This window comes from Mesorhizobium sp. M1403, assembly GCF_040317695.1.
Lineage (GTDB): Bacteria > Pseudomonadota > Alphaproteobacteria > Rhizobiales > Rhizobiaceae > Mesorhizobium.
Genome location: NZ_JAMYKY010000019.1, coordinates 17,160 through 36,383, shown reverse-complemented (window position 1 = coordinate 36,383; position 19,224 = coordinate 17,160). Strand labels below are relative to the sequence as shown.

General features: G+C 64.6%; 18 protein-coding genes. 10 read left to right on the top strand and 8 right to left on the bottom strand.

Translation table 11 applies throughout. The annotated features are described in order from the left end of the window. The first annotated feature begins 50 nt into the window (after nt 1–50). On the top strand, nt 51–2,459 hold the full coding sequence (gene pheT / locus NKH01_RS25230) for a phenylalanine--tRNA ligase subunit beta (RefSeq protein WP_353022948.1): 2,409 nt from the start codon (nt 51–53) through the stop codon (nt 2,457–2,459). A 37-nt stretch (nt 2,460–2,496) separates the two neighbouring features. Continuing rightward, nucleotides 2,497–3,099 carry a nucleotidyltransferase family protein gene (locus NKH01_RS25225; RefSeq protein ID WP_353022946.1) on the top strand — a complete coding sequence of 201 codons (603 nt, stop codon included), beginning with the start codon at nt 2,497–2,499 and terminating at the stop codon, nt 3,097–3,099. 267 nt (nt 3,100–3,366) lie between these two features. Here the strand turns inward: NKH01_RS25225 and NKH01_RS25220 are convergent, their stop codons facing one another. Beyond that, on the bottom strand, nt 3,367–4,362 hold the full coding sequence (locus tag NKH01_RS25220; RefSeq protein WP_352847696.1) for an aldo/keto reductase: 996 nt from the start codon (nt 4,360–4,362) through the stop codon (nt 3,367–3,369). 105 nt (nt 4,363–4,467) lie between these two features. On the opposite strand from NKH01_RS25220, the gene NKH01_RS25215 reads away from it, so the two are divergent. The 5 genes from NKH01_RS25215 (at nt 4,468) to NKH01_RS25195 (ending at nt 9,499) form a co-directional block, all read left to right on the top strand. Next, nucleotides 4,468–5,358, top strand: coding sequence for a LysR family transcriptional regulator (locus tag NKH01_RS25215; RefSeq protein WP_352918777.1), 891 nt, complete (start codon nt 4,468–4,470; stop codon nt 5,356–5,358). A 59-nt stretch (nt 5,359–5,417) separates the two neighbouring features. Beyond that, the gene (locus NKH01_RS25210; RefSeq protein WP_353022944.1) at nt 5,418–5,996 is read left to right on the top strand and encodes a cytochrome b; all 579 of its coding nucleotides are present in this window, start codon (nt 5,418–5,420) and stop codon (nt 5,994–5,996) included. Between the two features lie 68 nt (nt 5,997–6,064). Beyond that, entirely contained in the window at nt 6,065–6,640 is a 576-nt protein-coding gene (locus NKH01_RS25205; RefSeq protein WP_353022942.1) for a YceI family protein, read from the top strand. A 154-nt stretch (nt 6,641–6,794) separates the two neighbouring features. Then, nucleotides 6,795–7,781, top strand: a complete 987-nt coding sequence (locus NKH01_RS25200; RefSeq protein ID WP_352484691.1) for a Gfo/Idh/MocA family protein — start codon at nt 6,795–6,797, stop codon at nt 7,779–7,781. 59 nt (nt 7,782–7,840) lie between these two features. Continuing rightward, nucleotides 7,841–9,499 (top strand): FAD-binding dehydrogenase, encoded by a 1,659-nt coding sequence (locus tag NKH01_RS25195; protein WP_353022940.1) that lies wholly within the window; start codon nt 7,841–7,843, stop codon nt 9,497–9,499. Nucleotides 9,500–9,510: 11 nt separating this feature from the next. On the opposite strand, the gene NKH01_RS25190 is transcribed toward NKH01_RS25195, so the two are convergent. Continuing rightward, nucleotides 9,511–10,257 (bottom strand): GntR family transcriptional regulator, encoded by a 747-nt coding sequence (locus tag NKH01_RS25190; RefSeq protein ID WP_352495234.1) that lies wholly within the window; start codon nt 10,255–10,257, stop codon nt 9,511–9,513. Between the two features lie 99 nt (nt 10,258–10,356). Between NKH01_RS25190 and NKH01_RS25185 the strand changes: the two genes are divergently transcribed. From NKH01_RS25185 to NKH01_RS25175, 3 genes are all read left to right on the top strand, one after another. Continuing rightward, on the top strand, nt 10,357–10,911 hold the full coding sequence (locus NKH01_RS25185; RefSeq protein WP_353022938.1) for an autotransporter: 555 nt from the start codon (nt 10,357–10,359) through the stop codon (nt 10,909–10,911). Nucleotides 10,912–11,071: 160 nt separating this feature from the next. Further along, entirely contained in the window at nt 11,072–11,857 is a 786-nt protein-coding gene (locus NKH01_RS25180; RefSeq protein ID WP_353022936.1) for a DUF899 domain-containing protein, read from the top strand. 98 nt (nt 11,858–11,955) lie between these two features. Beyond that, on the top strand, nt 11,956–12,222 hold the full coding sequence (locus NKH01_RS25175; protein WP_352495233.1) for a hypothetical protein: 267 nt from the start codon (nt 11,956–11,958) through the stop codon (nt 12,220–12,222). Between the two features lie 58 nt (nt 12,223–12,280). Here the strand turns inward: NKH01_RS25175 and NKH01_RS25170 are convergent, their stop codons facing one another. The 6 genes from NKH01_RS25170 to NKH01_RS25145 all read right to left on the bottom strand — a co-directional run bounded on the left by NKH01_RS25170 (nt 12,281) and on the right by NKH01_RS25145 (nt 19,212). Then, nucleotides 12,281–13,207 carry an alpha/beta hydrolase gene (locus NKH01_RS25170; protein WP_353022934.1) on the bottom strand — a complete coding sequence of 309 codons (927 nt, stop codon included), beginning with the start codon at nt 13,205–13,207 and terminating at the stop codon, nt 12,281–12,283. A gap of 219 nt (nt 13,208–13,426) precedes the next feature. After that, a complete protein-coding gene (locus NKH01_RS25165; RefSeq protein WP_353022932.1) occupies nt 13,427–14,209 on the bottom strand; it encodes a carnitinyl-CoA dehydratase in 783 nt (260 codons plus the stop codon). Beyond that, nucleotides 14,202–16,280 (bottom strand): acetate--CoA ligase family protein, encoded by a 2,079-nt coding sequence (locus NKH01_RS25160; protein ID WP_352484700.1) that lies wholly within the window; start codon nt 16,278–16,280, stop codon nt 14,202–14,204. The genes NKH01_RS25165 and NKH01_RS25160 overlap by 8 nt, the downstream gene beginning before the upstream one ends. Before the next feature lie 64 nt (nt 16,281–16,344). Continuing rightward, entirely contained in the window at nt 16,345–17,508 is a 1,164-nt protein-coding gene (locus NKH01_RS25155; RefSeq protein ID WP_023718315.1) for an acyl-CoA dehydrogenase family protein, read from the bottom strand. Between the two features lie 4 nt (nt 17,509–17,512). Further along, on the bottom strand, nt 17,513–18,586 hold the full coding sequence (locus NKH01_RS25150; RefSeq protein WP_352716482.1) for a carnitine 3-dehydrogenase: 1,074 nt from the start codon (nt 18,584–18,586) through the stop codon (nt 17,513–17,515). Further along, complete coding sequence (locus NKH01_RS25145) at nt 18,583–19,212, bottom strand: HD domain-containing protein (protein ID WP_352716480.1); 630 nt, start codon at nt 19,210–19,212, stop codon at nt 18,583–18,585. Before NKH01_RS25145 ends, NKH01_RS25150 begins: the two co-directional genes overlap by 4 nt. Nucleotides 19,213–19,224 lie beyond the last annotated feature (12 nt).

Genomic DNA, 19,224 nt, shown 5'->3' with positions numbered 1-19,224 from the left:
CGACCGCATAGCTTCAAGCCCAGCGTGCCCAGACCAGACGGAACACAGTCATGAAACTCACCCTCTCCTGGCTCAAGGATCACCTCGAGACCGATGCCTCGCTGGCGGAAATCGTCGAACGTCTCACCTCGATCGGCCTCGAGGTCGAGCATGTCGACGACCGGGCGAGCTTGGCCCCCTTCGTCATCGCCAAGGTGCTGGTGGCGGTCCAGCATCCCGACGCCGACCGGCTTCGCGTGCTGACCGTCGACACCGGCGACGGCAGGGCGCCGGTGCAGGTCGTGTGTGGAGCGCCGAACGCCCGCGCCGGCCTGATCGGCGCCTTTGCAGCACCGGGCACCTATATCCCCGGCATCGACGTGACGCTGACCGTCGGCAAGATCCGCGGCGTCGAAAGCCACGGCATGATGTGCTCCGAGCGCGAGCTCGAACTGTCCGAGGAGCATGACGGCATCATCGACCTGCCGGCCGATGCGCCGGTCGGCACCAGTTTCGCCGCCTATGCCCATCTCGATGATCCGCTGATCGAGATCAATCTGACGCCGAACCGGCCGGATGCCACCAGCGTCCATGGCATCGCCCGCGATTTGGCGGCAAGCGGGCTCGGCACGCTGAAGAGCGCGCCGATAGAGCCGATCCCCGGCAAGGGCGAGACGCCGGTCAAGGTGACGATCGAAGCGCCGGAGCTCTGTCCCGGCTTTGCGCTGCGCCTGGTGCGCGGCGTCAAGAACGGACCGTCGCCGAAATGGTTGCAGCAAAGGCTTCTCGCGATCGGCTTGAGGCCGATCAGCGCGCTCGTCGACATCACCAATTACGTCACCTTTGACCGCGGCCGGCCGCTGCATGTGTTCGACGCTGCGAAGGTCACCGGCAACCTCACCGTGCGCCGGGCACGCGACGGCGAAAAGGTGCTGGCGCTCGACGGCCGCGAATACACGCTGACGCCGGAGATGTGCGTCATCGCCGACCAGGATGGTATCGAGTCGATCGCCGGTATCATGGGTGGCGAGCATTCCGGCTGCGACGAGAACACCACCGACGTGCTGATCGAGTCCGCACTTTGGGACCCGATCGCCACGGCCCGCACCGGCCGCACGCTCGGCATCATCACCGATGCACGCTACCGCTTCGAGCGCGGCGTCGACCCGGAAATGATGGTTCCCGGCGTGGAACTGGCAACGAGGCTGGTGCTCGATTTCTGCGGTGGCACGCCGGCGCAAACCGAAGCCGTCGGCTATGCCGGCCATCGGCCGAAGATCGTCTCGTTCCCTTTGTCGGAAGTGAAGCGGCTGACCGGCATCGAAGTGCCGCGCTCGACAAGCCTCGACATTCTTGCCCGCCTCGGCTTCAAGCCGGAGGGTACCGGCGATGTCGTCAATGTGGCGGTCCCGTCCTGGCGGCCGGATGTCGACGGCAAGGCCGACCTGGTCGAGGAGGTCATGCGCATCCACGGCGTCGACAATATCGCGCCGCAGCCGCTCGGTTCCCATGACGCGGTCAACGCCAAGATCCTGACTGTGCTGCAGATCCGCACCCGCGCCGCCAAGCGGGCACTTGCCGTGCGCGGCATGATGGAGGCCGTCACCTGGTCGTTCATTCCGGCAAAACACGCCGAATTGTTCGGCGGCGGCCAGCAGGCGTTGAAGCTTGCCAACCCGATCGCCGCCGATATGTCGGACATGCGGCCGTCGCTGCTGCCGGGCCTGATCGCAGCCGCGCAGCGCAACGCCGACAAGGGCATCGGCGATGTCGCGCTGTTCGAAGTGTCGGGCACTTACGAGGGCGACGGCGCCGACCAGCAGCGGCGTGTTGCCGCCGGCGTTCGGCGCGGCACCGCCAAGCTCGAGGGCTCCGGCCGTCATTGGGCCGGCAACGCCGGCGCCGTCGGCGTCTTCGACGCCAAAGCCGATGCGATCGCAGCACTCGAAGCCTGCGGCGCGCCGGTCGAGCGGCTGCAGATCGAGGCCGGCAGCCCGGCCTGGTATCACCCCGGCCGCTCCGGCACGATCAAGCTCGGGCCGAAGGTAATCCTTGGCACGTTCGGCGAGTTCCACCCGAAGACGCTGGAGGCGCTTGACGTCTCCGGTCCGCTTTGCGGGTTTGAGGTGTTCATCGATGCCGTGCCCGAGCCGAAGGCCAAGCCGACGCGGACAAAGCCGAGGCTCGATCTGTCCGCCTTCCAGGCGGTCAAGCGCGATTTCGCCTTCGTCGTCGACAAGGCGGTCGAAGCCGGCACACTCGTTCGCGCCGCCCTTGCCGCAGACCGGAAGCTGATTTCCGGCGTCTCGGTGTTCGATGTTTTCGAGGGTGCAGCGCTCGGCGCGGCGAAGAAGTCGATCGCCATCGAAGTTTCGATCCAGCCGGTCGAAAAGACGCTGACCGACGAGGATTTCGAGGCGCTGGCCAAGCGCATCGTCGAGAATGTCGGCAAACAGACCGGCGGCGTGCTGCGCGGCTGAGCTTGCGGACACATGGCGAATCGCTCTCCAAAGGGCGATGGACCATCTGCGCTATTCCGGGCTCTCCTTCGAAACTCAGCGCACGGCGTTTCTCGACATCGTCTCAGCCGATCCGCTGATTGACGAGACACTGTCGCGAGTGCGCGCGCTAGGCCTGCCGGACTGGCTTGTCGTTTCCGGCGCGCTTTACAACAGTGTCTGGAACCATCTGACGGGAAAGCCGTCGGGTTACGGCATCAAAGATGTCGATCTGTTCTATTTCGATGAAAGCGATCTGTCGTACGAGGCAGAGGACAGTGTGATCGCTCGCGCCGCGCCGGTCTTCGCCGATCTGTCCCTGCCGGTCGAGATCCGCAACCAGGCTCGGGTGCATTTGTGGTATCCGAGCAAGTTCGGCCGATCATGTCCCCGCTATACGAGTTCCAGCGACTCGCTTGGCTATTTCGCCTCGCAGACCCACGCGGTCGGCGTGCGCTTCGATATGGACGGGCAACTTGATCTCGTCGCGCCGTTTGGCCTGGACGACATCTTCTCGTTTCGCATCACGCCGAACCGGCTGATGGACAACCAACAGACGCACGAGACGAAGGGGGCTCGGGCGAAGGAGAACTGGCCGGAGATCAGTGTCGTGCCTTGGTAGGAAATGTCGGCGGGACAGCACCCCCTCTGTTCTGCCGGGCATCTTCCCCTCAAAGGGGGAGATCGGCAGCTTCGCCGCCCTACCCCTCTTTCAACGTTGGCGATTGGCGAAAGCCGAGGTGACGTCCAATCTCCCCCCTTGAGGGGGAGATGTCCGGCAGGACAGAGGGGGGTGCCTCGCGCCAATATCTCGCAATTATTTGCATTGCGGTGCGACCGAAAACGGGGCGCCGAAACGCCCCGTTTCGATTACGCCGTCGATCGCCGTTCAACCGTTGACCAGGGCCAGCAGCTCCTCGGTATAGCGCTTGCCGACCACCTTTTCCGGCGACAGCGCGTCGCCGATGGACGCCACTTCGGCCTGGCTCAGCACAATATCGGCTGCCGCCGTATTCTGCTCCAGATGGCGGATTTTTCGCGCACCGGGGATCGGGACAATGAAGTCGCCCTGATGCAGCACCCAGGCGAGCGCCAGCTGCGCCGGCGTTACGCCCTTCTCGGCAGCAATCTTTTCCAGCACCGCGATGACCACCGCATTGGCCGCCATGGCGTCGGCCTGGAAGCGCGGCAACCCGCGGCGCCAGTCGTCGGCGCCGAGAACATCGGGCTTGGCGATCGTGCCGGTGAGCAGGCCGCGGCCGAGCGGGCTATAGGGGACAAAGCCGATGCCGAGCTCGCGACAGACGGCAAACACCTCTTCCTCCGGATCGCGGCTCCACAGCGAATATTCGCTCTGCACCGCGGCGATCGGATGCACCGCATGCGCCCGGCGGATGGTCGCCGCACTCGCCTCCGACAGGCCGAGCGCCCGCACCTTGCCCTCGCGCACCAGCTCGGCCATGGCGCCGACCGTATCCTCGATCGGCACGTTGGGATCGACGCGGTGCTGGTAATAGAGGTCGATGACCTCCGTATCCAGCCGCTTCAACGACGCTTCGGCAACCGCCTTGACGTGTTCCGGGCGGCTGTCGACGCCGGCCATGCGCTCCATGCCGCTGCCTTCTTCCAGGATCTTGAAGCCGAATTTCGTCGCAATCGTCACCTTGTCACGCACCGGCTTCAGCGCCTTGCCAACCAGGATCTCGTTCTCGTAGGGGCCGTAAACCTCGGCCGTGTCGAAGAAATTGACGCCGATGTCGACAGCGTGGCGCAGCGTGGCGATCGCGTCCGCCTCCGGCTGGCCGCCATAGGCAAAGCTCATCCCCATGCAGCCGAGGCCGACCGGGTAGACGTCAAGTTCATTGCCGAGCTTGCGGGTTTGCATCACGTATCTCCTTGTTGTGATGGTTGTGATGCCGCAGAGATAGCGTCTTGCGCTGCGTTCGATAATCGGCTCTCATTTGCACAGGCTGTTCCAAAAAATAGATCAATGAAGCGAACCCATCTTTCACAGCTCGCTGTACTGGCAACGGTCGCCCAATGCGGCAGTTTTCGCGGCGCCGCCAAGGAGCTGGCAATCGCGCCATCGGCGGTCAGCCACGCGGTTTCCAGCCTGGAAGCGCGCCTCGGCGTCCGCCTTCTGGCGCGCAGCACGCGCAGCGTCGCTCCGACCGAGGAGGGCGCGCAGCTGCTCGAGCGCCTCAGGCCGGCGCTGTCGGAAATCGACCTGGCGCTGGAATCGGCGATCGAGGCGCGCGACCGGCCGGCCGGCAATCTCAGGCTGACCGTGCCGCGCACCGCGGCCCACCTGACGCTGACGCCAAGGCTCGGCGCCTTTGCCGCTGCCTATCCCGACATCGTGCTGGAGATCGTCATCGAGGACCGCTTCACCGATGTGGTCGAGGGCGGCTTCGATGCCGGCGTGCGGCTGGGCGAGAGCCTGCAGCGCGACATGATCGCCGTGCGCATCGGGCCGGACCTTCGCGGCGCAGTCGTCGGCGCGCCATCCTATTTCGAGACCATGCCCAAGCCGCAGCATCCGCGCGATCTTGCCGGTCACCGCTGCATCCGCTTCCGCTTCTCCAGCGGCATTCTCTATCGCTGGGAATTCGAGAAGAACGGCGAGGAGATCGAAATCCCGGTGAAAGGGCCGCTGATCCTCGACGAGGACCATCTGATTGCCAACGCCGCGGTCGACGGCGCCGGGCTCGCCTTCGTGTTCGAGGACTATGTCCGCGACGCGCTCGCCGCCGGCAAGCTTGTTCGCGTGCTGGAGGACTGGTGCCCGCGCTTTGACGGTTTCTTCGTCTATTACCCCAGCCGACGCCAGATGCGGCCGGCACTCAGGGCGTTTGTCGATTTCTTCAAGGTGAGCGGGTAGTCACCCTCCCCACAAGGGGGAGGGTGGAAGAAACCCGACCTGGCATTCGTTCACCGACCATGTCAACACTGCCCAAAAACCAGACGGCCGGCTACGGCTGGACGGCGATCATTCTTCACTGGCTGATCGCGGCGCTCTTTATCGGCCAGTTCCTGCTCGGCTTCGTCATGGTGCGGCTCGCCAGCCAGCGCACCGCCTTCGAGCTGATCCAGCTGCATAAATCCTTCGGCTTCCTGCTGCTTGGGCTGGTCATCCTGCGCATCGTCTGGCGCCTAGGCAGACCGGCCCCATCGCTGCCGCGCTCGGTCGGCCCTTTCGAGCGCCGGATGGCGCCGCTGGTCCATCTCGCGCTTTATGCGTTTCAGCTCGCTCTGCCGTTGTCCGGCTGGGCACTGGTCTCGGTCTCGGTGCTGGAGATCCCGAGCGTGCCGTTCAATCTGTTTGTCATGCCCAATTTGCCGCTTGGTGAATCGGACACGGCTGAAAGCTTCTGGGCGGCGACGCACTGGTATCTCGCCTATGCCGGCATCGGACTTGTCGCTTTGCATCTGGCCGCGGCGCTGCGTCATCATTTCTGGCTGAGGGATACCGTGCTGATGCGCATGATCACGGCTTCGTCACATCGCGACACGGAATAGAGCGGGCGGCTCATTCGTTCGTGGGGCGAGGACGCAAGAAAGCGTTGCCTGCCAAGAGGACCATTTCCATGTACGCGCGCATCTTCGGATTTGCGGCAGCCGCCGCTTGTTTTGCCATGCCTGTTTTCGCCACCGTCGCCCTTGGCGACGCGGCCGGCAGCTACACCATCAGCCCGGGGAGTTCCAGCATCCACTTCTCGATCGGCAAGCTCGGCGGCGGAGGGCTCGACGGTGCTTTCTCCCGCTTCAAGGGCAGTATCCTCATCGACAACAGCGATGTCGGCCGGTCCCAGGTCAATTTCACCATCTTCCCCGAAAGCGTCGGTACCGGCCAAAGTCGCATCGACGCCTTTCTTCGCTCGGACGCGGTTTTCGACGCGGCCAACAATCCGGAGATCCAGTTCCGTTCGACCAGCGTCAAACGCACCGGCGCCACGTCAGCCCTTGTCACCGGCCGGCTGACGGCGCGCGGCAAGACCTTTCAGGAAAAGTTCACGGCCGAGCTCGGCGGCCTCAGGGCGGGCACGATAAAATTCCATGTCACCGGCAAGGTGTTGCGGTCGCGCTACGGCATGGATGTCGGCACGCCGATTTACTCCAACGTCGTCGACTTCGACATGACGCTGACGGGTAGAAGGGGATAGTCTTTGCAGGACCTGGGTTCGTCGCCCCCGCAAGGGCAGCGCCGGCATCCGGAAAAGCCGCAGATGATCGCCCTGTTCGCCGTCAGGCTCCCGCATTGGCTTTTCTCCTGAATTAGGGCAAACCTCCAGGCCTGCAATCGAGAGGAGAAATCTGATGTTCCGATGGGGTGTTTTGTCGACGGCCAAGATCGGCCGCGAGCAGCTTTTGCCGGCAATCGTCGAGGCGGAGAACGGCGTGCTGTCGGCCATCGCCAGCCGCGATCTGTCGAAAGCCCGGGCACTGGGCGAACGCTTCGGCGCGCGCCACGCTTTCGGCTCCTATGAGGAGCTGCTCGCCTCCAGCGACATCGACGGCGTCTACATTCCGCTGCCGACCTCGCAGCATGTCGAATGGACGGCCAAGGCGATCGAGGCCGGCAAGCATGTTCTGGTCGAAAAGCCGCTGGCGCTCGATGCCAAGGATATTCCGCCGCTGATCAAGCTGCGCGATGCCAGGAAGGTGCTGGTCTGCGAAGCTTTCATGGTCGTCTACCATCCGCAATGGATCAAGGTGCGCGAGCTGATCGCCAACGGCGCCATCGGCCGGCTGCGCCATGTCCAGGGCGCGTTCTCCTATTACAATGTCGACCCCAACAACATGCGCAACAAGCTCGATCTCGGCGGCGGCGCGCTGCCCGACATCGGTGTCTACCCGACGGTGTCGACACGCTTTTCGACGGGCAAGGAGCCGCTGCGCGTCCAGGCGACGATCGAGCGCGACAAGACGTTCGGCACCGACATCTATTCCTCGATCCGCGCCGATTTCGGCGATTTCGAGCTGTCGTTTTACCTGTCGACGCAGATGGCGGCACGCCAGGTGATGGTGTTCCACGGCGAGAAGGGATTCATCGAGGTGTTCTCACCGTTCAACGCCGGGCTCTATGACCATCACCGCGTCGAGCTGCACAACCAGAACCACAGCGAGGCGCAGGTATTCCGCTTTCCCGGCACGCAGCAATACCGGCTGGAAGTCGAGGCCTTCGCGCGGGCGGCACAGGGCGGCAAGGACCGCGTTTTCACCCTGGAAGAATCGGTGCTCAACCAGAAGGTCATCGATGCCATCTTCCGCGCCGGCGAGAAGGAAGGCTGGGAGACAGTCTAGGCCGGCCATGATCCCAAAAAATGAGGGACCGGTTTTTGGACGAGATCATGGCCAAATAGATGCCAAACGACGCGGATGTGATCATTGTCGGCGCCGGCCTTGCCGGTCTTGTCGCGGCGGCCGAACTGACTGAGGCCGGCAAGAAGACCATCATCGTCGAGCAGGAGCCGGAGCAGTCGCTTGGCGGCCAGGCGTTCTGGTCGCTCGGCGGCATCTTCCTTGTCGATTCGCCCGAACAGCGGCGCATGCGCATCCGCGATTCGTATGAGCTGGCGCTCGAGGATTGGCTGGGCACTGCAGCCTTCGACCGCACGGAAGATCTCCGGCCGCGCCGCTGGGCTGAGGCCTATGTCGGCTTCGCCGCCGGCGAGAAGCGCTCCTGGCTCATGCAGCGCGGCCTGAAATTCTTTCCGGTGGTCGGCTGGGCCGAGCGCGGCGGCGGCAATGCCGCCGGCCACGGCAATTCGGTGCCGCGCTTCCATGTCACCTGGGGCACCGGGCCTGGTGTGCTCGAACCGTTCGTGCAGCGCGTGCGCGAGGCCGTTAAGCGTGGGCTGATCCGCTTCAAATTCCGTCACCGGGTTAACGAATTGACCCGGACGGGCGCCGTCGTCGACGGCGTGCGCGGCGACATATTGGCGGCGAGCGATGCCGAGCGCGGCCGCAAGAGCTCGCGCGAGATCACAGCCGATTTCGAGTTGAAGGCGCAGGCCGTCATCGTCGCCTCCGGCGGCATCGGCGCCAATCACGAGCTGGTCCGGGAGAATTGGCCGCAACGGCTGGGTGCGCCTCCAAAACGCATGATCACCGGCGTTCCCGACCATGTCGACGGCCGCATGCTGGCGATCGCCGAGGCTGCCGGCGGCAGGCTCATCAACCGCGACCGCATGTGGCACTATGTCGAGGGCATCAGGAACTGGGCGCCGCTCTGGACCGACCATGCGATCCGCATCCTGCCCGGCCCGTCATCGCTGTGGCTCGATGCGCGCGGCAAACGCCTGCCGGTGCCGCTCTATCCCGGCTTCGATACGCTGGCGACGCTCAGCCACATCATGAGCACGGGCTTCGACTATTCCTGGTTCATCCTGACCAAAAAGATCATCCAGAAGGAGTTCGCGCTGTCGGGCTCCGAGCAGAACCCCGATCTGACCGGGAAAAGCTGGCGCCAGGTGCTTGGCCGTGCCACCAGCGGCGTGCCCGCGCCGGTCAAGGCGTTCATGGAGAAGGGCGAGGATTTCATCGTCGAGGCCGAACTGCCGGCGCTGGTCGCCCGCATGAACGCACTGGCCGGCGGCGAGCCGCTGCTCGAACTGGCGCAGGTCGAGCGCGAAATCCGCGCTCGCGACCGGCAGCTCGACAATCCGTTCTCCAAGGACATGCAGATTACCGCGCTGCGCGGCGCGCGCGCCTATCTCGGCGACCGGCTGATCCGTACCGCAAGGCCGCACAAGCTGCTCGATCCCGCCAATGGCCCGCTGATCGCGGTCAGGCTCGGCATCCTGACCCGCAAGACGCTCGGCGGGCTCGAGACGGACCTCGACAGCCGCGTGCTGGGCGCCGGCGGCCAACCGGTCGAAGGGCTGTACGCGGTGGGCGAGGCAGCCGGTTTCGGCGGCGGCGGCATGCACGGCTATGCAGCGCTCGAAGGTACGTTTCTCGGCGGCTGCATCTTTTCCGGCCGCAGTGCCGGACGGGCAGCGGCGCGAGCGGTGGGGTGAAACAAGGCGCTTTAGGCGAAGGGTTGCAAATTGACGTCTTGAAGCTTGGAACCGGCAAGCAAAGCCTCGAGCACCTGCTTCTTGAGGAACAGGCACTGCGCACGGGCAAGTTTCACGATGGCGGAAACGTCGCCTGCCTCGCACGCAAGAACCAGTTCCTTTTGCTGGGCGATGATCAACTGGGTGAAGTCGCGCGACTTGAAGCCGAGGTGGAGAACCCGCGCCGACTGGTCGAGTATCTGGTCCAGGAGATGCGCCAGCCGCAAATTTCCCGAGAGCTCCGCAAGGGCCAGGCGAAAAGCACGATCGGCCGCAAGGAAGGCAATGTGGCTGCGTAGCGTCTCCGGCTTCAGCACTTTTTGCGCTGCCAGCCTGATATCCTCGAGCCCGCGCTCGGTCATGTTCGATGCCGCCACCCTGAACACTTCCGGTTCGATCAAGCTGCGGACATCGAAGATCTCGTTGACGTCGCGCAGGCTGAGCGTCGCAACGACGTAGCCGCGGCGCGGCTCGCTCCTGACCAGCCCTTCCTGCATCAGGCGGGCCAACGCCGCGCGGATGGTAGCCTTTTTGATCAGGTATCGATCGCCGATCTGTTTCTCGGTGAGCGCTTCGCCGGGGCGCAGCACACAGGCTATGATGTCGTTCCTCAGCTGCTCATATGCCTGTTCCCTGCGAAGGACGTCGGCGGCTGACAGTGCTGTCGCCTCGGCCGTGGCCGGCCCTGCCGGTTCGGCGGTCAACTTCGTCGTTTTCATATTCTGTCCGTCTGGCTGTCCCGTTGACGCTGGCCTCAGCATTCGCTAGCGTGAGCACCTCAGATCGATAATCTGAGCATCTCAGGGAGGATAACTGATATGCCTTTAGCCGCCAACTCACCTCTCTACGCCGTTGCCGATGATATCGTCAATGCCGCGAGAGGCCCAGATCCCCTCGAAGCAGTAAGGACGGTCCTGGGCGACTACACCAACCGTTTTCACGCATCGGGAACACTCGCTCACGAAGAGGACGACGACGAGGTGCTTCTGCATGCGGGCCCGAACCTGACGATCTATCACATCACGCTGTCGCCCGGCCTTCAGTACCCGCCTCATAACCACCTGATGGATGCCTTGATCGGCATCTACAAGGGCAGCGAGACGAACTTCATCTATCCTGTTGCCGGCAGCGAACTCGATGTCCCCGAAAGGCAGGACATCGCAGCGCCTGCCGTGGTGCACATGGCGTCAAATACCGTGCATTCGGTTGCGAATACCGGCAGCGCGCGATCAGGTGCGCTGCATGTCTATCTCGGCGATCTCACACGAACCCACCGGCAGCTGTGGAGCCCGGAAAGCAACCAGGCCGAGCCGTTTGACAATGATCGCTACCTGGCCGGCGCACGGCCCATTCAGCAGTCCGGGCGCGAATGAGCGCAGAGGCGTCGCTGGCGGCGAAATTGGCCGTGATCAGCGAACCCGTCGGAATCGCGTCACACTTGTCACTCTCGCCAATCCGCTATCAGCCCCTATCCTATCTCACGACCCAACACGTCGCGCCGGTACGGCGACAAACCAGCAAGGGAGATGCACAATGACGGCACATCAGAATGGCACAGGCGAGCAGGGCTCGCGGCTCGCGATGAAGACACCACCGGTCGTTTCGCCTGACGCATGGGAGGCCGCGCGCCAGCAGCTGCTCGTGAAGGAGAAGACCGTGACCCGGGCTCGCGACGCACTGGCCGCCGAGCGCCGGCGGATGCCATGGGTGGCGGTGGAGAAGTCCTATATGTTCGAAGGGCCTGACGGAAAGGTGAGCCTGCTCGACCTGTTCGAGGGCCGCCGCCAGCTGGTCGTCTACCGTGCCTTCTTCGAGCCCGGCGTATTTGGCTGGCCCGATCACGCCTGCCGCGGCTGTTCGCTGGGGGCGGATCAGGTCGGCAATCTCGCCCATTTGAACGCGCGCGACACCACGCTTGCCTACGCCTCGCGCGCACCGCAGGCCGACATTGCGCGGCTAAAGGCGCGGATGGACTGGAAGATGCCCTGGTACACCATCACCGACAGCTTCGATGCTGATTTCGGCGTTGACGAGTGGCACGGCCACAACGTGTTCATCCGCGACGGCGATCGCGTGTTCCGCACCTACTTCATCAACAACCGCGGCGACGAGGCGATGGGGACCGTATGGAGCTACCTCGACCTGACGCCGCTCGGCCGCCAGGAGGTTTGGGAGGATTCGCCCGAGGGCTATCCGCAGACGCCGACATACAAGTGGTGGAACTGGCACGACAATTACGGCGCCGAAGCCGTCCCCGACAAAAAATGGGTCGAGATATCGGACGCCGGAGAGGCCGCGTTCCGGAATCGCACCGAATAGAACATCTTTGGCGTCGCAGAAATGCGGCTAAGACAAATGGAGGAGCGGGATGCGCTGTTCATTCGAACGCATCCCGCTCACTACCAGGGACAACGGACATGAGCGAGATTCATGCAGGCGGATCCGGCGGCGATGCGAGCCCGGCCGCCCTTGGCGCAGCCGACTGGCTGTCCTTCGCCGCCGCGCCGACCTTCGCAACCATGGCGTTGTTGACACTGCTCGGCGGCGCGCCGGATATGATGTGCTCGACCGGGCAAGAGACCTCACCGCTGGGCGGCATGGTCCCGATGTACCTGCTGATGAGCGCCTTTCATTTGGGGCCTTGGCTGAGGCGGGTTTCCGGGCGGCGACGCAGCCGCAAGTAGAGCTATCCCGGCGGATAAAAGCCCGTCGGGGTGAGGAGGACATCCCTCACCAGATCCATTAGCCCTTCCCCAGAACCGTCACTGCATCGACAATCCGGGTAAAGCTCGAGCGGGCGCGGCCGACCGTGTGCCTGGCGCGCAAATAGCCATGCACCAGCCCCGGCTCCTCGAGCCACCAGGCACGTCCGCCCGCGGCAACGATGCGGTCGCGATAGGCTTCGCCGTCCGACGACAGCGGGTCGCATTCGGCGGTGATCACGACGGTGGGCGGCAGATTGGCAAAGTCGGCGTCGGCGAGCGGCGACAAGGTGAGATCGCCGGTGCGGTCCTCGCCCCCGGTCCTGATGTCTCTGTAGAAAACGAGGTCGCGCACGTTAAGCATCGGCGCTTCCGCGTGGGTGACGTAGGAGCCGGCGGAGCTGTCGCCGCCAAGGCCGGGATAGACCAGAATCTGGCCGATCGGCTTGCGCGCATGGCCGCGCGTCGCGTGGCTGACGGCGGCGGCGAGATTGCCGCCGGCGCTATCGCCGCACAGCAGGATAGGACGCTCGTAGGTGGTCGACGCCCATTCGAAGGCGCTGATGGCATCGTCGAAGGCGGCCGGATGAAGGTGTTCCGGCGCCAGCCGGTAGTCGACCGAAACCACTTCGTAGCCGGTGCGGCTGCAAAGCTCGGCGCAGAGGTCGTCATGGCTGTCGAGCCCGCCGAGGACAAAACCGCCGCCATGGAAATAAAGCACCATCGCCGCTGTTTCCGGCGCCGGGGGGCGGTAGACGCGGATCGGGATGTGCCAGGGTGTGGCAATGGCGGTGGTTTCCGCCGTGACGCCTTGGGGATAGCCGGCAAAGAACTCGCGGCACATCCGGTTATAGATCTCGCGCTGCTCGGCGATGGTGTAGTCGATCGTATCGGGTGGATAATAGGAATTGGTCCGCTCGATGAAGGCCCAGGTCTCGGCGTCGATGAGGGTTTTGTAGTTGGTCATGGGCGCCGAATGGGCCGCCAAGGTTGAGCTTGGACACCCCCCTCTGGCCTGCCGGCCATCTCCCCCGCAAGGGGGGAGATCGGCAGCTTTGGCCTTGCCGCTTGTCCTGCAACGCTGGAAATTGGCGAAATCCGATGCGACATCCGATCTCCCCACTTGCGGGGGAGATGCCCGGCAGGGCAGAGGGGGGGGTGAAGGATCGCCATCATCTCCGCAGCGTCACTTCCCCTTCCACACCGGGTCGCGCTTCTCGGCGAAGGCGCGAAAACCCTCGAGATTGTCCTCCGAGCCGTAGAGTGCGTCAACCGTTGGCAGCTGCCGGCGCGTCACCCGGTTCATCGCGTCCTGGAACGTCAGCGATTCAGCGACCCGAGCCGTCTCCTTGATCGCGGCGAAGACCAGCGGCGGGCCGCTGGCGAGCAGCCGCGCGATCTCCCAGACGTGGTCCTCCAGTCTTTCCTTGGGCAGCACCTCGTTGACCAGGCCCCAGCGATGCGCCTCGGCGACATCCATCCAGCGGCCGGTGAGCAGAAGGTCCATTGCGACATGATAAGGGATGCGCTTCGGCAGCTTGATCGTCGCCGCATCGGCCAGCGTGCCGGCGCGGATTTCGGGCAGCGCGAAGGAGGAGTGGTCCGACGCATAGATGAGGTCGCAGGACAGCGCCAGCTCGAAGCCGCCGCCGACCGCCATGCCGTTGACGCAGGCTATCACCGGCTTGTTGAGGTCGCGCAGTTCCTGCAGCCCGCCGAAGCCGCCGACGCCATAGTCGTCGTCGACCGCGTCGCCGCCGGCCGCGGCCTTCAGGTCCCAGCCGGCGCAGAAGAACTTGTCGCCGGCGGTCTTGACGATGGCGACGCGCAGCTCGGGATCGTCGCGGAACGCCTTGAACGTCTCGCCCATCAGCCGCGACGTCTTCAGGTCGATGGCGTTGGCCTTGGGCCGGTCGAGCGTGACTTCGAGGATCGTGCCCTCGCGGCGGGTGGTGATGATTTCAGCCATTCTTCTTGCCTCCCAGCACCAGCAGCGCATCGGCGATCCAGGCGCCCTTGCCCTCGGCGCAGACGATCAGCGGATTGATGTCGAGTTCCTCGATCTCGCCGGCATTTTGCTGCACGAAGCCGGCAATGCCCGATATCGCCTCTATTGCCGCCGTGACATCTGCCTTCGGCCGGCCGCGATAGCCGTCGAGCAGCGGGAACAGTTTCAGCCCGCGCAAAGCGGCCTCGATGTCGTCACGGGTCGCCGGCAGCATCAGCGTGACGCTGTCGCGCAACAGCTCGACCAGCACGCCGCCGGTGCCGAGCGTCATCACCGCGCCGAACATCGGGTCGCGGGTGAAGCCGACCAGCAGCTCGGCGACGCCATCGCGCACCATGCGCTCGACATAAAGGCCGGTGCCGAGCGGGCCGAGATCATGGGCGGCGGTGCTGACGGATTCGGCATCCCTCAAATTGAGCCGGACCGCGTCGAGCTCGGATTTGTGGATGACGCCAAGAGCCTTCAGCGCTACCGGGAAGCCGAGCGCCATCGAGGAGATCACAGCCTCGACCGCGTTGCCGGCGCGCTCGCCCTTCGGCACCGGGAGCCCGGCCTCGATGAGCCGCGCTTTCGCCTCCGCCTCGTCCGGGGTGACATGGTCGCCGGCCGGCGCGCCGGACGCCGAGGTGTCGATCGGCTGCGCCAGCGGCTCGCGCCACGCCCAGCCGATGAAGGCTGCCGCCTGGGCGGCGTCCATGGCCTCGGAAATGCCGAACAGCGGCACCATGCCCCGCGCCATCAGCCCTGCAGTGTATTCCTCGGGCAGGTTCTCCGGCAGCGAGGAGACGATCGCGCCTTGCGCGCTGTTGGTCTTCAGCGCCGCTTCGAAGGCGCGCAGCGTCGCCCACCAGTCGGTGTCGGAGCAGCGGTCGGGGCGCGGAAAGTCGAGCACCAGCATGTTGAGGTCGAAGCCGCCAGACACCATGGCGGTGAAGGTGGCGGTCATCGCCGGCTCGTTGTTCCAGATGAAGGTATGGTAGTCGAGCGGGTTGGCCACCGCGACCAGCGGGCCGAGCGTCGATTTGACCTGAATGCGATGCTCGGCGGTGAGAGGCGGAAAGGTCACCCAGCGGCCTTCGGCGCTGTCGGCCATGACGGACGCCTCGCCGCCCGAACAGCTCATCGACGACAGCCGGTAGCCGGGCAGGGGACCGGTGACGTGCAGCAGCTTCAGCGCCTCGATGAAGGCCGGGATCGAATCGATGCGGGCGATGCCGAGCCGCTTCAGGAACGCGCCGGACGCTGCGTCCGAGCCGGCCAGCGACGCGGTATGCGAGACGGTCGCCTGCCGCGCCTGCTCGGAGCGGCCGACCTTCATGGCGATAACAGGCTTCTTCAGCTCTCGTGCCCGTGCCGCCAGCCTTTCGAAGCCGGCTACCGAGTCGAAGGCCTCGATATGCAGGCCGAGCGCGGTGACGCGGTCGTCCTCGATCAGGCCGAGCGCCATTTCGGAAAGCCCGGTCTGCGCCTGGTTGCCGGCGGTCATCAGAAAGGCGATCGGCAGGCCGCGCTTCTGCATCGTCATGTTGATGGCGATGTTCGACGACTGGGTGATGATGGCAACGCCGCGACCGCCTTCAGGCAGCCTGATGCCGCCATGCTGGTCGGGCCACAAAAGCGCGCCGTCGGCGTAATTGATCAGCCCATAGCAGTTCGGCCCGATGATCGGCATGGGACCCGCCGCCGCGACCAGCTCGGCCTGCAGCCGCTCGCCGTCCTCGTCATAGGCCTCGGTTTCGAGGAAGCCGGCGGCGAAGCAGACCGCACCGCCGGCGCCGCGCTCGGCCAGCGCCTTGACCACTTCGATGGTCAAGTGCCGGTTGACGCCGATGAAAGCGGCATCCGGCGCACCGGGCAATTCGGCCACCGAGCGATACGCCTTGCGGCCGGCGACCTCGTCCTTGCTCGGATGCACGGGCCAGATCTCGCCCGCAAAGCCCATCTTGATCGACTGCGCGACGACGGCAGCAGCCTGCACGCCACCGAAGACTGCGATCGTTCGTGGGCGCAAAAGCCGCTCAAGTTTGTGCATCGTCATCTTTTCGTTTGAGCATGATCTTTTCCAAAAACCGGATTCCACTTTTTGGGATCATGCTCTAGCCCCCGAACGGGCGCAGCAGCGCCCGCGAAATGATGTGGCGCTGGATTTCCGAGGTGCCTTCCCAGATGCGCTCGACGCGGGCGTCGCGCCAGATGCGTTCCAGCGGCAGATCGTCCATCAGCCCCATGCCGCCATGGATCTGGATCGCCTCGTCGGCGACGAAGGCGAGCATCTCGGTGGCCTTCAGCTTGGCCATGGCCATGTCCTGATCGGTGACGGTGCCCTGATCGTACTTCCAGCCGGCTTCGAACACCATCAGGTCGGCGGCCTTCAGCTCGGTCGCCATGTCGGCGAGCTTGAACGACACGCCCTGGAACTTGCCGATCGGCTGGCCGAATTGCTGGCGCTGCGCGGCGTATTCGATGGCGTGGCCAAGCGCCCGTTCGGCGCGGCCGAGGCAGGTGGCGCCGACCTGCAGGCGCGTCGCGCCAAGCCATGAATTGGCGACGTCGAAGCCCTTGTGCACCTCGCCCAGAACCTGAGTGGCCGGCAGACGGCAATCGTCGAATTCGAGGATGGCATTGGTGTAGCCGCGATGCGAGACGTTGCGGTAGCCGTCGCGCACGGTAAAGCCCTTGGTGCCCTTGTCGACGAAGAAGGCGGTGATCTTCTTGCGTTTTCCACGCGAAGACTCTTCCTCCCCCGAGGCCATGAAGACGATGGCGAAATCGGCGAGGTCGGCGTGGCTTATGAAATGCTTGGTGCCGTTCAGCACCCAGTCGTCGCCGTCCTGCACGGCGGTTGCCTTCATGCCGCGCAAATCGGAGCCGGCGCCCGGCTCGGTCATTGCCAGGCAATCCCATTTTTCGCCGCGAATGCACGGGAACAGATACTTCTCGCGCTGCTCCGGCGTGCCGGCAAGGAGGATGTTGGAAGGCCGCGCCACGCAGGTCCAGTGCAGCGCGTAATTGGCGCGGCCGAGCTCCTTTTCATAGAGCAGCCAGGTCACCGTATCGAGCCCGGCGCCGCCGACATCGGCCGGCATGTTGGCGGCATAGAGACCAGCTTCGATCGCCTTGGCCTTGATCTCCTCGATCAGCTCACGGCGCAGCACGCCGGTGCGCTCCACTTCGCGCTCATGCGGGTAAAGCTCGTTCTCGACGAAGGCCCGCGTCGTCTCGACGATGAGCTTCTGTTCCTCCGAAAGACCAAAATCCATGGTCTCAGCCTTTCTTCTTTTTCTTCGGCTTTTCAGCCTTGGCCTTCTCGGCAGCCTTGGAGGCGGTGGGCTTCTTCGCCGCAAGCTTGGCCAGCTGCCTGGTATAGTCCTTATGCAGGGCGCCGGCGCCCCAGCCTTTGCCTTTGTTCTGCTTCGACAGTGCCTCCATGATCGCGACCAGATTGTCGTCGCGGATCTTTTCGAGTTCGCGGATCGACAGACCGTGCGCCTGGTCGTCCGACTGGGTCGCGATCAGCTCGACCAATTCGTCGTTGAACTCCGGCACATCCATCAGCTTGGTCCATGGCCATTTCAGGCACGGGCCGAACTGCGCCATGAAGTGGCGCATGCCGGCCTCGCCGCCGGCGACACGATAGACCTGGAACATGCCCATCTGCGCCCAGCGCAGGCCGAAGCCATAGCGCATGATGTCGTCAAGCTCCTCGACCGTGCAGATGCCGTCCTTGACCAGCCACAGCGCCTCGCGCCAGGCCGCTTCGAGCAGGCGGTCGCCGACAAAGGCTTCGATCTCCTTGCGGATCACCACCGGCTTCATGCCGATCGAGGCATACATCTCCTTGGCGACTTCGATCGCCTCGGGAAAGGTCTGTTCGCCGCCGACGATTTCGACCAGTGGCAAGAGATAGACGGGGTTGAACGGATGGCCGACCACCAACCGCTCCGGATGCTTCTTCATCGCCACCTGCATGTCGGTCGGCTTGATGCCGGAGGTGGAGGAGCCGACAATGGCGTTGGCCGGCGCATAAAGGTCGATCTCGGCCAGCACGCGGTGCTTGAGGTCGAGCCGCTCCGGCACGCTTTCCTGGATGAAGTCGGCATCGGCGACCGCCTCGGCGATCGTCTTGGCGAAAGTGAGCTTGCCCTCTTTCGGCAGGCCGCCGGGCAGCATCTGCTTGTAGGCGCGTCGCGCTCCCTTCATCACCTCGCCGACCTTGCGTGACGCCTCGGGGTCGGGATCGAAGATCGACACGTCGATGCCGTTGAGCAGCAGCCGCGCGACCCAGCCGGCGCCGATGACGCCGCCGCCGATGGCTGCCGCCTTGTTGATGATGCTCATGCGGAGGCTCCGGTTCTTGTGCTGGCTGTTGCGGGGTCGGTGAGGGCGACACGCTCGCCGGCACGGATCACGGACGCGTCATAGGCCTTGCGCGCGAACACTTCGAGCACGAAGGGCCGGAAGAAATCGATCGGCAATGTCTCGTAATCCGGGTCGAAGCTCGACTGGTCCCAGCGCTCGCAAAACTCATCGCAATCGTCGAAGTAGATGTGCCCGGCGAAACGGTCGCGGGCGTGCGGGTTGCCGCCGAGGTGATGTGCGTAATAGAGGCGCTGGAAGTCGCCGTGCTTTTCCACCACCCAGGTGCATTGCTCGCGTACAAAGGGCTTCAGGATCGACGCTGCATATTCGTCGTGATTATAGGGCGCGTAGATGTCGCCGATATCGTGCAGCAAGGCGCAGGCAATCCAGTCGGTGTCGGCGCCGTCGCGCCAGGCCCGCGTCGCCGCCTGCACCGAATGGCCGAGCCGGGTGATCTTGTAGCCCGACAGCCCTTCGTCGAGCTGGACAAGCGCGTCGAGCAGACGCTCACCGGTCTTTGCCGCATAGTCGATCTCGTGCTCGGTGAGGAAGGCATAGTCCTCGCGGTCGCCGTCCTTCATGGCGGTGAACTTCACGGTCTTCATCGGCGGCTCCTC

What these genes read in the sequence shown, in the direction of transcription:
- pheT (WP_353022948.1), top strand. Translation starts at nt 51, where the DNA reads ATGAAACTCACCCTCTCCTGGCTCAAGGATCACCTCGAGACCGATGCC.
- NKH01_RS25225 (WP_353022946.1), top strand. Translation starts at nt 2,497, where the DNA reads ATGGACCATCTGCGCTATTCCGGGCTCTCCTTCGAAACTCAGCGCACG.
- NKH01_RS25220 (WP_352847696.1), bottom strand. Translation starts at nt 4,362, where the DNA reads ATGCAAACCCGCAAGCTCGGCAATGAACTTGACGTCTACCCGGTCGGC.
- NKH01_RS25215 (WP_352918777.1), top strand. Translation starts at nt 4,468, where the DNA reads ATGAAGCGAACCCATCTTTCACAGCTCGCTGTACTGGCAACGGTCGCC.
- NKH01_RS25210 (WP_353022944.1), top strand. Translation starts at nt 5,418, where the DNA reads ATGTCAACACTGCCCAAAAACCAGACGGCCGGCTACGGCTGGACGGCG.
- NKH01_RS25205 (WP_353022942.1), top strand. Translation starts at nt 6,065, where the DNA reads ATGTACGCGCGCATCTTCGGATTTGCGGCAGCCGCCGCTTGTTTTGCC.
- NKH01_RS25200 (WP_352484691.1), top strand. Translation starts at nt 6,795, where the DNA reads ATGTTCCGATGGGGTGTTTTGTCGACGGCCAAGATCGGCCGCGAGCAG.
- NKH01_RS25195 (WP_353022940.1), top strand. Translation starts at nt 7,841, where the DNA reads ATGCCAAACGACGCGGATGTGATCATTGTCGGCGCCGGCCTTGCCGGT.
- NKH01_RS25190 (WP_352495234.1), bottom strand. Translation starts at nt 10,257, where the DNA reads ATGAAAACGACGAAGTTGACCGCCGAACCGGCAGGGCCGGCCACGGCC.
- NKH01_RS25185 (WP_353022938.1), top strand. Translation starts at nt 10,357, where the DNA reads ATGCCTTTAGCCGCCAACTCACCTCTCTACGCCGTTGCCGATGATATC.
- NKH01_RS25180 (WP_353022936.1), top strand. Translation starts at nt 11,072, where the DNA reads ATGACGGCACATCAGAATGGCACAGGCGAGCAGGGCTCGCGGCTCGCG.
- NKH01_RS25175 (WP_352495233.1), top strand. Translation starts at nt 11,956, where the DNA reads ATGAGCGAGATTCATGCAGGCGGATCCGGCGGCGATGCGAGCCCGGCC.
- NKH01_RS25170 (WP_353022934.1), bottom strand. Translation starts at nt 13,207, where the DNA reads ATGACCAACTACAAAACCCTCATCGACGCCGAGACCTGGGCCTTCATC.
- NKH01_RS25165 (WP_353022932.1), bottom strand. Translation starts at nt 14,209, where the DNA reads ATGGCTGAAATCATCACCACCCGCCGCGAGGGCACGATCCTCGAAGTC.
- NKH01_RS25160 (WP_352484700.1), bottom strand. Translation starts at nt 16,280, where the DNA reads ATGCACAAACTTGAGCGGCTTTTGCGCCCACGAACGATCGCAGTCTTC.
- NKH01_RS25155 (WP_023718315.1), bottom strand. Translation starts at nt 17,508, where the DNA reads ATGGATTTTGGTCTTTCGGAGGAACAGAAGCTCATCGTCGAGACGACG.
- NKH01_RS25150 (WP_352716482.1), bottom strand. Translation starts at nt 18,586, where the DNA reads ATGAGCATCATCAACAAGGCGGCAGCCATCGGCGGCGGCGTCATCGGC.
- NKH01_RS25145 (WP_352716480.1), bottom strand. Translation starts at nt 19,212, where the DNA reads ATGAAGACCGTGAAGTTCACCGCCATGAAGGACGGCGACCGCGAGGAC.